The sequence below is a fragment of the uncultured Mucilaginibacter sp. genome, assembly GCF_937859865.1.
In the GTDB taxonomy this organism is placed as follows: Bacteria; Bacteroidota; Bacteroidia; order Sphingobacteriales; family Sphingobacteriaceae; genus Mucilaginibacter_A.
In genome coordinates this window covers 18011-30819 of record NZ_CALMAT010000172.1, presented here as the reverse complement: position 1 = coordinate 30819, position 12809 = coordinate 18011, and the positions used below count along the sequence as shown (strand labels likewise).

The window sequence follows — 12809 nt, the reverse complement described above, 5'->3', positions numbered from 1 at the left end:
ACAAACGATGTCGCTCATCGCTTTTAATTCGGCCGTACAATTCACGTAAGTAATCACCAAATGATCCGGATATTGCTCTTTAAACTTGGCAAACAAGTGCGGCGGACAACTATCGGCCAAGGAACATCCGGCTTTTAAATCGGGCAATAAAACTTTCTTTTTTGGCGATAAAATTTTAGCCGTTTCGGCCATAAAATGCACACCGGCAAATACAATTACGTCGGCATCGGTTTTTGATGCCTGCTGCGAAAGGCCCAAACTATCGCCGATATAATCGGCAATGTCCTGAATATCACCTTCTTGGTAATAGTGCGCCAGTATAATTACATTTTTTTCCTTTTTAATTTTTTCGATTTCATCAAACAGATCAAGCGACGGATCAATGTATTCGTCCACAAATCCGTTCACTTGTATTTCTTCAAAAGTATCCATTTTTAACATTTCAATAAAAACAACTTATTCTTTAAATAAAAAAACTATGATTTGTTAGTATGTTGGTTTCGTTTAAAAGTTGGTGCGTTTTTTTTTGCAAAAGTAGTTGATGTATTCTTATTAACATCTTGTTCACACAATGTTTACTTTATCGTGCTGATTCTCTGCTGTTTTTATCTGGCAAATTTATTTTCGGAAGTTTTGCTGTGAATTAGTAACCTTTTTAAATATGTTAACGTAAGAGCAGAATTCTGTTTATAACTAAAGGAGAATAAAAGTGCCATCAATGGTTATCCACACTAATTCCCACAAAAATATTTTTCCTGATTTTTTATCACCGCGAATTTAACATCTTTACGGCTGTTATTAACAATGCGTGAAGAACGCTGTTTTTATGTACTGTTTTTATGGGTAGAAATGTTGATTACTTAGTCATTGGGTCCGGGATTGCAGGATTGAGTTTTGCGTTAAAAGCAGCGCAATACGGTAAGGTCTTGATTGTTACAAAATCAAACGAAGACGAATCGAACACCAAATATGCGCAAGGCGGCGTGGCGGTTGTTGTGGATAAACAAGAAGATTCGTTTGAAAAACACATCGAAGACACGCTGATTGCCGGCGATGGTTTGTGCGATGAAGAAGTGGTAAGGATTGTGGTGGAAGAAGGGCCGCCGCGAATCAAGGAAATTATTGATTACGGAACCAATTTCGACAAAACGAACCAAGGCATTTTTGACCTGGCAAAAGAAGGCGGACATTCTGAAAGCCGCGTCCTTCATTACAAAGATATTACCGGTTTTGAGATTGAAAGGGCGTTGCTGGAGCAAATCCATCAGAACGAAAACATCGAAATTTTAACGCATTATTTTGCGATTGATCTGATTACGCAGCATCATTTGGGTGAATTTGTAGACCGATCAAGTAAGGATATTACTTGTTTTGGGATTTATGCGCTTAACCATTTGACGAATGAAGTTGAGAAGATTTTGTCGAAAATAACCGTTATGGCATCTGGTGGCGCCGGCCATATTTATTCGATCACCACCAATCCAACGATTGCAACCGGCGACGGCGTAGCAATGGTTTACCGGGCAAAAGGAAAAGTGCGTGATATGGAATTTATCCAATTCCATCCAACGGCATTGTACAATCCTGGCGATTATCCTTCTTTCCTGATTTCGGAAGCCGTCCGTGGTTTTGGCGGGATTTTAAAACGCCGGAACGGAGAAGAGTTTATGCAGGAATATGACCCTCGAAAATCTTTGGCGCCGCGCGATATTGTGGCGCGTGCAATTGATGCGGAGATGAAAAAATCGGGTGATGATTTTGTTTACCTTGATATTCGACACCGGAGCAAAGACGATTTGCTGGCTCATTTCCCAAATATTTACGCCAAATGTTTGTCTATCGGGATTGATATGACAAAGGATATGATTCCTGTTTCTCCCGCAAGTCATTACATGTGTGGCGGTGTTATGGTTGATACGCACGGGCAATCTTCCATCCAACATTTGTATGCCTGCGGCGAATGTTCTTCTACGGGTTTACATGGCGCAAACCGTTTGGCTTCCAATTCTTTGCTGGAAGCTTTGGTTTTTGCGCATCGGATTTATGAAGATGCCATCCAAAAAGCCAATGCTTCTTTTATGCCACTAAATATCCCGGACTGGAACGAGTTTGGCGTAAAGCAGCAAAATGAAGATATTTTGGTAACGCACAACATCCGCGAAATGCAGAAAATTATGAATGATTATGTGGGGATTGTGCGATCAGATTTTCGGTCGGAGCGGGCGTTGCGACGGTTAAGGTTGCTGTACGAAGAGACGGAAGATTTCTACAAAAAAACCAAACTTTCTATCAAATTGTGCGAGCTGCGGAATTTGATTCAAGTTGCTTATTTGGTTGTAAAATCAGCCATGATCCGCAAAGAAAGCCGGGGATTGCATTTTACAACGGATTATCCAAACCATGCAGCCGAATTAAAAAATACGATATTGTAACAAAAAATAGGTGCTAAAAGAAGCATTATAAAAAGAGCGGAAAACGGGATTCGAACCCGCGGCCTTCAGTTTGGGAAACTGATGCTCTACCAGCTGAGCTATTTCCGCAGATAAAAAAGGAAGAGGCTGTTTAAATCCATGCTTCTTTTATCGCATTAAAATTAGTGTTTGTATTTTGTCTTTACAAAAATTAAAAAATACTTTATCATTTTTTATACGATAAAAGAAGTATCAGTTGCTTCTGATTTTTAAAAAATAGATTTATGCCGCTAATCCTTCCTGTAAAAGATAAATTTCCAGTTATCGGTTCCGGTTGTTTTATTGCCGAAAATGCCACAATTGTTGGCGATGTAACCATCGGAAACCAATGTTCGGTTTGGTTTAATGCGGTTATTCGCGGCGATGTAAATTCGATTACCATTGGCGATCATACCAATATCCAGGACGGTGCAGTTATTCATTGTACTTATCAAAAAGCCGCTACGGTTATCGGCCATCATGTTTCTGTTGGCCATAACGCTATTATTCACGGCTGTACGCTACACAATTATATTTTAGTAGGAATGGGGGCGATTGTGATGGACCACGCTGTTGTAGAAGATTTTTGCATCATTGCAGCAGGTGCCGTGGTTTTAGAAAACACACATTGCGAAACTGGTTTTATTTACGCCGGAACGCCGGCCAAAAAAGTAAAAGCTGTTTCGGCAGAACAAATGCACCTATTGAAACAGCTTCCTTTAAATTATAATTTGTATTCGAGCTGGTTTACGGATTTATAACTGGTTTCGGAACTTCTATCGTTTCGTTCATTTCCCAGTTTGCCCGCAACGAAAGTTCTTTGTTGTAATACCAAATTGGTTCGGGCAAAGTCCGGTTTTTAATATTTCCGGTATCCCATTTTCCATTTTTATTCAAGTCGTAAATTATTCTTACAAAATATTTTGCAACAGCATAATTATTAAAGGTTAACGATTGGTTCCGGTTTATATGAACACTTTTAATCGGTTTTTTGTCAAAATTCAACAATTCAAAAATATATGCTTTTGAAGTATCCGGCAAAACAACTTTAAAAACCATGGAACCGTAATTTTCGTCTTTGTTCAACTGAAAAGAAATATTTGTTTTCCTGTTTTTATTGCCATAAATATCAATAAAAGTGCCTTCGTTCAAAACAACATCGTAATGCTTGCCGGCCTTCCAGGGATATTTTAAAACATAACTTCTTAGTTGCGAAGTATCTTTGTCTAAAGTGATACCATATTTAGGGACAGAATCTTCAGCCAAAGTGATCTGGGCTTCGTTGGTTGATTCTATCGGATAGTTTGCTGTTAACTGCAAATTTGTTTTTGGTTTAAGCAAACCGCCTGTTGCCGTATTGCTGATACTCAAATTTCTTTTGAAAGTTTCGCGTTTGCCTTTTCGCAAAGTAACCGTATCTAAAGCTTTGTTGCCCGATAAAATGGCAACTTTAACAGAATCAAAACTCATATCGCGCAAGTACAGCCTTGCTGAATCAGCCGTTCTGCTAAATTCTACAATTTTTTGCGCGTTTAAATTTTCATTTTGGATAATGCGCAATCCAGGCCGTTCAATTCCTTTGTTAAAAGTAAAAGACAGTTTTCCGTCTGCATCAATTTTTCGGTCTATCACCCTAAATTTTGCCGGTATTGGTTTAAAAAGCGTCAGCAGGATATTTGCCGTGTCTTTTCGAAGCCGGATATCTTTTGGCAAAAGCGCGATCAGTTCGTTTTCGTTATCTAAAATCCGGTTTGGCGTTGCTTCTTTTAGGGCATAAATTCGGTAAGTATTTGCATGAAGGTTGCTGATCTTAAAATTTCCGGCCGTATCTGTGGTTGCATAATAAGACGGTTTTTTTTTGCCAAAAAGGGCAGAGTCTTCCTTGGCGGTAAAAATAAAAGTGGTAACTTCTTTTTCCGGTAATTGTGTTTCCGAATTGATCACCTTGCCGGAAATGCTTAACGAATCAATTTCAGTTCCTGTGGTAAAAACATAAGTGAAATTTTTTAAGATGTTGTTCTCGTTTACATCACCAATCGCCTTTCCAAAACTAATAACATAGGTTGTGTTTTTCCGCAAAGAATCCTTCAAATTGATCACCAGGCTTTTCTGCCTGATGCGGAATTCGGGCAGTTTTTCTTGTGCAGGTGAAATGGTGATTTCCTGGTATTGGTTGTTCAGTTTAAAGTATTCGTCAAAATCTAAAGTAATTTGTTTTGCAGCAAACCTTTTTGATTTGTTTTCGGGAGTTGCTTTCAAAAGTTTTGGCGGTGTTTTGTCTCTTGGACCGCCTTGTGGCTTTTGTACACTTGCGCAACTGTAAATGAAAAAAAGGGTGCTAAAAAAAGCACCGTAGCAGCTATAAAATAAAGATGTTTTATTTGAGGCCATTTATGTAGGCTATAATCAAAAATTTATTTTGGATGAAGAATATCATTAAAAAAAATAAATCTCCTTTTATAGCTAATTATTTTTTAGGGTGAAAATTGCAGGTTTTCAATCAATTTTGGTTATCTGCTGATATGGACCATCAAAACAGAAACATCTGAAGGCGAAACGCCGGAAATCCGTGAAGCTTGCCCTAACGTTCTTGGTTTGATTCGGATCAGTTTTTCGCGCGCTTCTTTTGACAGAGAAAATATTTCATTATAGTTAAACAAAGGGTTAATTTCCTTGTCCTCCATTTTTTTCATTTTATTTACAATTTCCAGTTCTTTTTCAAAGTACGATTCGTATTTAATTTTAATTTCCGCCTGTTCAATTGTTTTTTCATCAAAAGCCGAAAGGAAGTTTTTCAGTAAGGGTGATGCTTCTTTTAGCACACTAAAATTGATCTGCGGTCGGCCAATAATGGCTGAAAGTTTTACATTTTGGCTAATCGTGCTGGTTCCAGCTTCTTCCAGTAAACCATTTACTTCTTCCGGTTTGATAGAATTTGATTTTACAAACTTTACGATTTCGTCTGCATTTTTGATTTTATCATTTACGGTTTGCATGCGCTCTTTACTAATTAAACCTATTTTGTAACCAAGAGGAGTGAGGCGGATATCTGCATTGTCCTGGCGTAAAAGCAAACGATGTTCGGCACGCGAAGTAAACATGCGGTAAGGTTCTTCTGTTCCTTTCGTAACCAAATCATCAATTAAAACGCCAATATAAGATTCCGACCGCTTCATAATTAAGGCATCTTTTCCTGCTACGTTGTTATGCGCATTAATGCCGGCAATAAATCCCTGACAGGCTGCTTCCTCATAGCCGGTCGTTCCGTTTATTTGTCCTGCAAAGAATAAGTTGTCAATTAGTTTTGTTTCCAAAGTTAATTTTAATTGTGTAGGAGGGAAGTAATCATATTCAATGGCATAGCCTGGGCGAAACATTTTTACGTTTTCAAATCCCGGAATTAGTTTTAATGCTTTGTATTGGACGTCTTCCGGCAAAGAAGTGGAAAAGCCATTAACGTATATTTCTACCGTATTCCAGCCTTCCGGTTCAACAAAAACCTGGTGTCGGTCCCGCTCTGCAAAACGGTTTATCTTATCTTCTATAGATGGGCAATAGCGCGGGCCTAATCCTTTTATCCTGCCCGTAAACATCGGCGATTTTTCAAAACCTTCTTTCAAGGTTTCGTGTACTTTAGTATTGGTATAAGTAATCCAGCAACAGCGTTGTTCTGTTGGTTTTTGAATTCCTGTGTAAGAGAATTCGCCTCGCTCTTCATCGCCCCATTGCTCTTCCATTTTGGTGTAATCCAGACTTCTTCCGTCTACACGTGGTGGCGTGCCGGTTTTCATTCTTCCGGCTTCAAAACCTAATTCTACCAATTGTTCAGTAATGCCATAAGCCGCTTTTTCTGCTGTTCGTCCTCCGCCAAAACGTTTTTCGCCAATATGGATTAAGCCGTTTAAAAATGTCCCGTTGGTTAATACAACAGCTTCTGCCTCAAGCTCAATTCCTAATGAAGTAACTACGCCGCAAGATTTTCCATCTTTGACCATTAAAGCGTTTACTGTATCCTGCCAAAAATCAACATTTACGTTTCTTTCCAGCATCAAACGCCATTCTTCGGCAAAACGCATTCGGTCAACCTGTGCACGCGGACTCCACATGGCCGGACCTTTTGAACGATTAAGCATTCTAAACTGAATACTTGTTTTATCGGTAATAATTCCCGAACCACCACCCATTGCATCAATTTCACGCACAATTTGGCCTTTTGCTACACCACCCATAGCTGGGTTACAGCTCATTTGTGCTATCGTTCCCATATTCATGGTAATAAGCAACACTGATGAACCTAAATTTCCTGCTGCTAATGCGGCTTCGCAACCTGCGTGGCCACCACCAACAACAATTACATCATATTTTTTAAACATTTCTATTTAAGTTTCACGTGAAACATTAATACTAAAAACAGTAATTAACCTTCTTTTAACTCTGTTAATATCAACCAACGCTCTAAGTAATCATCTAATTCTTTTTGGTTGGATTGGATAGTTTCAGAAGCTGAGATTAAACCCTCGGCTTTTGTAGTTGGATTATTAAGAACGAGATTTAAGTCTGCAATTGTTTTTTCAATAGAAGAAATTTTGCTTTCTAAATCTTGTAATTCTTTTTCTTGCTGAAAAGGAAAAGCTTTTTTGGGTTCTATTACGGTTGCTTTAGCTGGTTTATCCTGCGTTTTTTCCTTTTGTTTTGCAGCAGCTTCTTCTAAACGGAAATCGGTATAGTTGCCATTATAAACCTGCAAATGCCCGTTTTGGGTGAAGATAAAAAGCTGTTCCGTTAATTTATCAATTAAATAACGATCATGGGAAACCAAAATAATTACACCGGCAAAAGTGGTTAAAAAATCTTCTAACACATTTAATGTATCCGTATCCAAATCGTTGGTTGGTTCATCCAGAATTAAAAAATTAGGGTTTTTGATCAATACCATTAAAAGCTGCAGTCTTTTCTTTTCGCCGCCACTTAAATTGCTGATAAAACCATGTTGTTTTTTTGGTGGAAACAAAAATTGTGTAAGCAATTGAGAAGCAGAGAGCAGTTTCCCATCGGCCATCGTAATATATTCTGCTACTTCTTTTATCACATCAATTACGCGGTCTGCATTGTTAAAATTTAAACCGGACTGACGGTAATATCCAATTGAAGTAGTTTCACCAACATCAATTTTACCAGCGTCAGGTTGTATTTCTCCAGTTAATAGGTTTAAAAAAGTTGATTTACCGCTTCCGTTTTTACCGGCCAAACCAATCCGGTCACCTTTTTTAAATACATAGTTAAAGTCATTAATAATAACTGTTTCGTTGAATGCTTTTTTTAGGTGGTTAATTTCAACAATTTTGTTTCCCTGCCTGGCTGATTTGATACTTAATTCCAACTGCTCTTTTTGGCCGTTGTTTTGGGTTTTGCTTTGCAAATCATAAAAAGCATCAATCCTCGATTTTGATTTGGTACTACGTGCTTGTGGCATCCTACGCATCCACTCTAACTCTTTCTTTAAAAGGTTTGAATTCTTTTGATAGCGAAGTTGGTCGGCCGCTTCCCGCTCCGCACGTTTTTCTAAATAATAGCTATAGTTTCCCTGGTAAGGAAAAATTTTCTGCTGGTCAATTTCTAAAATCTCGTTACAAACGTTATCCAAAAAGTACCGATCGTGTGTAACCAGCAAAATAGTTTTGTTACCAGAAGTTAAAAAGCTTTCCAGCCACTCAATCGTTTCGATATCTAAATGGTTAGTCGGCTCATCTAAAATGTACAGTTCCGGGTCGCTTATCAGCAATTCGGCCAAAGCCAAACGCTTTTTTTGCCCGCCAGAAAGGGTTTTTATTTGCTGGTCTAAATGATGAACATCTAAGCGGTCCAGAATATTTTTGATTTTGTATTCATATTCCCAAGCTTCCAATTCTGTGATTTTTGTGGTAATGATTTCAATTTGATCGTAGTTCTCCGGATCGTTTTCCAGCAACGATTCGTATTCTTTAATCAATTGCTGCTGCTCGTTATCCGATTTAAAAATGAAATCGTTAATGGTTTCTTCCGGATTGAACAAAGGATCTTGCTCTAAATAACCCATCGAAAGAAATTTGCTTTTTACCACTTTTCCTTCTGTTGGTTTAAATTTTTCGGCCAGCAGTTTTAATAAAGTTGATTTTCCGGCACCGTTTGCACCAACCAACGCAATGCGTCTTCCGCTATTAATGCCAAAAGTTTGCTGGCGGAACAACCAGTTATCATGAAAGGAGTGGCCGAGGTTTTCGGCTGAAATTAATGTGCTCACGCTAATTTTTTTATTTGGTCTGATGGATAAGTAAAAATGCCGGAACTGTTTTTTAAAGATTGGTTAAGCATCACTTTAGCAACAGTTTCTGCCGGAATACTTTTATATTTATTTAAGGGGCCGATTAGTAACGGATCAATCAGTTTAAATAAACTTGTTACAAAAGGCTCGGCAGTTCGTTTTTCTTGTCTGTTTCCGGTTAATAAAGAAGGTTGATAAATACAAATACGGTTAATTTCTATCTGTTTGATATCTGCTTCTGTTTCCCCTTTTAATTTTGTGTAAAAAAAGGCGGAGTTGATATCAGCGCCAAGCGAAGAAATTAAATGCAATTGCGACATACTGTTTTTAGCACCTATTTTTCCTAATTGAACTGGATAATCGTGGTCTATTTTTCGGTAAGTTTTTAAATCGGGTGTTTTGCTACGCGTTGTGCCTAAACAACAAAACAAAGCTTGGCCGTTAATTTCGTGCTGATAATCGTTCAAACGATCAAAATCTACCAATATTTGTTTAAGTTTAGGGTGCTGTACTTTTAGTTTTTTTCGGACCAAAACACTAACTTTAGCATATGCAGGATGAACAAGCAGTTGTTCGAGCAGCAAATTTCCAACTAAACCGCTTGCTCCGGCAATTACGGCTTTGTAATTCATTAAAATATATTTACTGCAAAAGTAAGCATTATGCAAGAGGAAAACCGATCAAAAAGAAGTAATAAAATAAGCTTAAAGCCTGATTAAATTTATTCCCAAAAAATGTTAATACTTCTTTTACCGCATAAAAATTAGTGTTGGCAAGTTTAAAAATAGTCAAAAAATCAAAACTCGCTCACCAACTTTTATGTGGTAAAAGAAGCATGAAAATAAGCCGGACAAAATTTAAACAGATGCTAAACAAAATGTAGGCCGAACCTCAACATAAATAAATAATAATCGTTAAAAGAAGCATTCCGGTCAACCAATATTAAATTCAGATACTAAAAATGGCAGAACAGGCAATCCCTGCATGGAAAAAAACTTTTGAAGAAGCGGGTTCTCAAATCCTGTTTTTCGGAAGTTTTCTTAGAAATATATTTAAAAGCGGGTTTGAGTGGTCAGAATTCATACGTCAATGTTACGAGATTGGCTACAAATCTTTAACATTGGTTGGCTTAACCGGCTTCATTATGGGTTTAGTTTTAACGCTTCAATCACGCCCAACTTTGGCTGATTTTGGTGCCGAAAGCTGGCTGCCCGGCATGGTTTCTTTGTCTATCGTCCGCGAAATTGGCCCTGTAATTACGGCTATTATTTGTGCGGGCCGTGTTGCTTCCAGTATTGGGGCCGAACTGGGCAGCATGAATGTAACCGAACAAGTTGATGCGATGGAAGTTTCAGGCGCAAACCCAATGCAATATTTGGTGGTAACGCGAGTTTTGGCCACTACTTTGATGATCCCGATCCTTACTTTTATTTCTGATGCCGTTGCTTTGTTTGGCGGCTTTCTGGCCGTTAATATTGACGGAAAAGTAAGTTTCTACCTGTATTTTACAAAATCCATTGCGGTTTTGGGTTTCAGCGATATTTTTCCGGCCACGATCAAAACTGTATTTTTTGGTTTGGCCATCGGTTTTATCGGTTGCTACAAAGGCATCAACTCCAACAAAGGAACGGAAAGTGTAGGCCTGGCCGCAAATTCTGCAGTGGTAACTTCTTCGTTGTGGATTTTTGTGATTGATGCCATTGCCGTTCAGTTAACCAACATTTTGGCTTATCATTAATATGGCAACTCTCGTAAACCATCCATCAAACGAAGCTGCCCCAACTTCTCCCGCAAAGGAAAACGTTGTCGAAATTAGGGGGCTAAAAAAAGCATTCAACGGTTTTGAAGTACTTAAAAACATCAACGTTGATTTAAAACGCGGCGAGAATTTGGTGGTGCTGGGCAAATCCGGACAAGGAAAATCGGTTACCATAAAATGTATTGTTGGCTTGTTGACGAAAGACGAAGGCTCAGTCAAAGTTTTTAATGAAGAAGTATCCGATTTAAGCGATGAAGGGCTGAAAAAACTTCGTACAAAAATTGGCTTCCTCTTTCAAAACTCAGCTTTGTACGATTCAATGACTGTTCGCGAAAACCTTTCTTTTCCGTTAACGAGGGTTTTAAAATTGAAAGACCAAGCCGAAATAAATTCGCGCATTGAAGAGGTTTTAGAAGGCGTTGGCTTGTTGGATGCTATTGATAAAATGCCTTCTGATCTTTCCGGCGGAATGCGAAAACGGATTGGACTGGCCCGGACATTGATTATGCAACCCGAAATAATGTTGTATGATGAACCAACGACAGGTCTCGACCCAATTACTTCCAAAGAAATCAGTCAGTTGATTTTAGAGATGCAAAAGAAGTATAAAACTTCATCTATCATCATTACCCATGATATGCCTTGCGCCCAAATTACGGCCGACCGGATTGTGGTGATGAACGATGGCGAATATATAGCCGAAGGAACCTATAAAGAGCTTGAAAATTCTGAAAATGAATTGGTTAGGGCTTTTTTTAAATAACAAAAAATGAAAACAAATAGCGGACAAAAATTAAAATTAGGAATCTTTACGCTTGTTGGCGTACTGATTTTGGTGCTTGCCATCTTCTTTATCGGTAAATCAAAAAGTTTGTTCAACAACACTTTTAACGTTTATGGCATATTTAAAAACGTAAATGGCTTGCAGGTTGGCAACAATGTTCGTTTTGCCGGGATCAATGTTGGTGTGATCCAAAATATCAGGATTGTATCGGATACGGCAGTTCGTGTAGACCTGACTTTGAACAAATCTGTTCAAGAATTTTTAAGGAAAGATGTGAAAGCAACCATTGGCAGCGATGGTTTAATGGGCGATAAATTAGTGGTGATCAACCCCGGAACTTCAGGCTCCGGAGAACTAAATAATGGCGACCGCGTGAATACTGTCAACCCGATTGATGTAGATAAAATTATTGGCCGGGTAACACGGGTTGCCGATAACGCAGAAGTGCTAACATCCAACCTTTCTGAAATTGTTTACAAAATTAACCATGGTAAAGGAAGCATTGGCAAATTGTTGGCCAGCGATAAATTGGCCAATGATTTGGAAGGAACGGTTAAACAAGCCAAAAGCACTTTAAAAACAGTAAAGCAAGGCACGCAAGGTTTCAGCGATAATATGGAAGCTGCCAAACACAACTTTTTGTTGAGGGGTTTTTTTAAGAAGAAAGCAAAAGCCGCACAAAAGAAACAGGATTCGATCAAGGCAGCCAAAGAACCAAAGGAAAAACTTACATCAACAAATCCCTGATGTCTTCCGCTGTTAGGGATTTGATAAAATTCCCTTCCGTCGTAATTAACGAGTTGGCCACATGTATTTTTTGTTGCTGTAAAAGAAGTATCTTTTCCTCAATGCTGTTTTTAGTGATGAATTTATAGATGATCACTTTTTTAGTTTGCCCGATTCGGTGTGTTCGGTCAATCGCTTGCTGCTCAACGGCCGGGTTCCACCAAGGGTCTAAAATAAAAACATAATCCGCTTCGGTCAGGTTTAAGCCAACGCCGCCGGCTTTAATCGAAATCAGAAAAACGCGCAACTGTTCATTGTCCTGAAATTTATTGATTTCATCTTCGCGGTTTTTTGTTTTGCCGTCGAGATACGCGTACGGAATATTCTGCCCGTCCAGTTCTTTCCGAAAAATAGTGAGCTGCCGTACAAACTGCGAAAACACCAAAACCTTATGTCCGCCTTCCAAAGCGTTGGTCAGCATTTGCCAAACGTCATCAAATTTTCCGGAGCAGCCTTCGTAATTTTCATTAATTAAACGTGGATGGTTGGAAATCTGCCGTAGCTTAATTAAACCTTGTAAAACATGCAGTTTTGCTTGCGCGAAAGTGCCTTCTTCAATGCTTTTTAAAAGCTCGTTCCGGTATTCCGATTTTACTTTTTCGTATTCATCGGCCTGCTCATCGCACATTTCCGAATAAAATAAATGCTCTGTTTTTGAGGGCAGTTCCGTCGCAACCTGTTCTTTCGTCCGCCTTAAAATAAAAGGCTTGATCAAAACCTGCAAACGGT

The 12809-nt window shown here is 38.7% G+C and carries 10 protein-coding genes, 1 tRNA gene and 1 pseudogene (1 of these 12 cut by a window edge); 5 read left to right on the top strand and 7 right to left on the bottom strand.

Annotated features, from left to right (window positions below):
- On the bottom strand, positions 1 to 432 hold a 432-nt coding region (nadA, locus tag Q0192_RS18065; protein WP_299291787.1), incomplete at its 3' end, for a quinolinate synthase NadA.
- Between the two features lie 407 nt (positions 433 to 839).
- Between nadA and nadB the strand changes: the two genes are divergently transcribed.
- Positions 840 to 2432, top strand: coding sequence for an L-aspartate oxidase (gene nadB, locus Q0192_RS18060; protein WP_299291785.1), 1593 nt, complete (start codon positions 840 to 842; stop codon positions 2430 to 2432).
- Positions 2433 to 2467: 35 nt separating this feature from the next.
- On the opposite strand, the gene Q0192_RS18055 is transcribed toward nadB, so the two are convergent.
- A tRNA-Gly gene (locus tag Q0192_RS18055) sits at positions 2468 to 2540 on the bottom strand.
- A 155-nt stretch (positions 2541 to 2695) separates the two neighbouring features.
- Here Q0192_RS18055 and Q0192_RS18050 point away from each other — a divergent pair.
- Positions 2696 to 3211: a gamma carbonic anhydrase family protein gene (locus tag Q0192_RS18050; RefSeq protein ID WP_299291783.1), complete on the top strand. Its 516-nt coding sequence runs from the start codon at positions 2696 to 2698 to the stop codon at positions 3209 to 3211.
- Here the strand turns inward: Q0192_RS18050 and Q0192_RS18045 are convergent.
- The 4 genes from Q0192_RS18045 to Q0192_RS18030 form a co-directional block, all read right to left on the bottom strand.
- Positions 3198 to 4841, bottom strand: a complete 1644-nt coding sequence (locus Q0192_RS18045) for an Ig-like domain-containing protein (protein WP_299291781.1) — start codon at positions 4839 to 4841, stop codon at positions 3198 to 3200. The genes Q0192_RS18050 and Q0192_RS18045 overlap by 14 nt on opposite strands.
- Before the next feature lie 119 nt (positions 4842 to 4960).
- Complete coding sequence (gene mnmG / locus Q0192_RS18040; RefSeq protein ID WP_299291780.1) at positions 4961 to 6823, bottom strand: tRNA uridine-5-carboxymethylaminomethyl(34) synthesis enzyme MnmG; 1863 nt, start codon at positions 6821 to 6823, stop codon at positions 4961 to 4963.
- Between the two features lie 44 nt (positions 6824 to 6867).
- Positions 6868 to 8730, bottom strand: coding sequence for an ABC-F family ATP-binding cassette domain-containing protein (locus Q0192_RS18035; RefSeq protein WP_299291778.1), 1863 nt, complete (start codon positions 8728 to 8730; stop codon positions 6868 to 6870).
- On the bottom strand, positions 8727 to 9383 hold the full coding sequence (locus tag Q0192_RS18030) for a nucleoside-diphosphate sugar epimerase (protein ID WP_299291776.1): 657 nt from the start codon (positions 9381 to 9383) through the stop codon (positions 8727 to 8729). Before Q0192_RS18030 ends, Q0192_RS18035 begins: the two co-directional genes overlap by 4 nt.
- 329 nt (positions 9384 to 9712) lie before the next feature.
- On the opposite strand from Q0192_RS18030, the gene Q0192_RS18025 reads away from it, so the two are divergent.
- The 3 genes from Q0192_RS18025 to Q0192_RS18015 are packed head-to-tail and all read left to right on the top strand — an operon-like array spanning position 9713 to position 12041.
- The gene (locus Q0192_RS18025) at positions 9713 to 10489 is read left to right on the top strand and encodes an ABC transporter permease (RefSeq protein WP_299291774.1); all 777 of its coding nucleotides are present in this window, start codon (positions 9713 to 9715) and stop codon (positions 10487 to 10489) included.
- Position 10490: 1 nt separating this feature from the next.
- Complete coding sequence (locus Q0192_RS18020) at positions 10491 to 11273, top strand: ATP-binding cassette domain-containing protein (RefSeq protein WP_299291772.1); 783 nt, start codon at positions 10491 to 10493, stop codon at positions 11271 to 11273.
- A 6-nt stretch (positions 11274 to 11279) separates the two neighbouring features.
- Positions 11280 to 12041, top strand: a complete 762-nt coding sequence (locus tag Q0192_RS18015; protein WP_299291770.1) for an MlaD family protein — start codon at positions 11280 to 11282, stop codon at positions 12039 to 12041.
- Here Q0192_RS18015 and Q0192_RS18010 read toward each other — a convergent pair.
- Positions 12022 to 12809 (bottom strand): annotated as a pseudogene (locus Q0192_RS18010) (DEAD/DEAH box helicase) (it continues 2119 nt past the right edge of the window). The gene Q0192_RS18015 and the pseudogene Q0192_RS18010 overlap by 20 nt on opposite strands.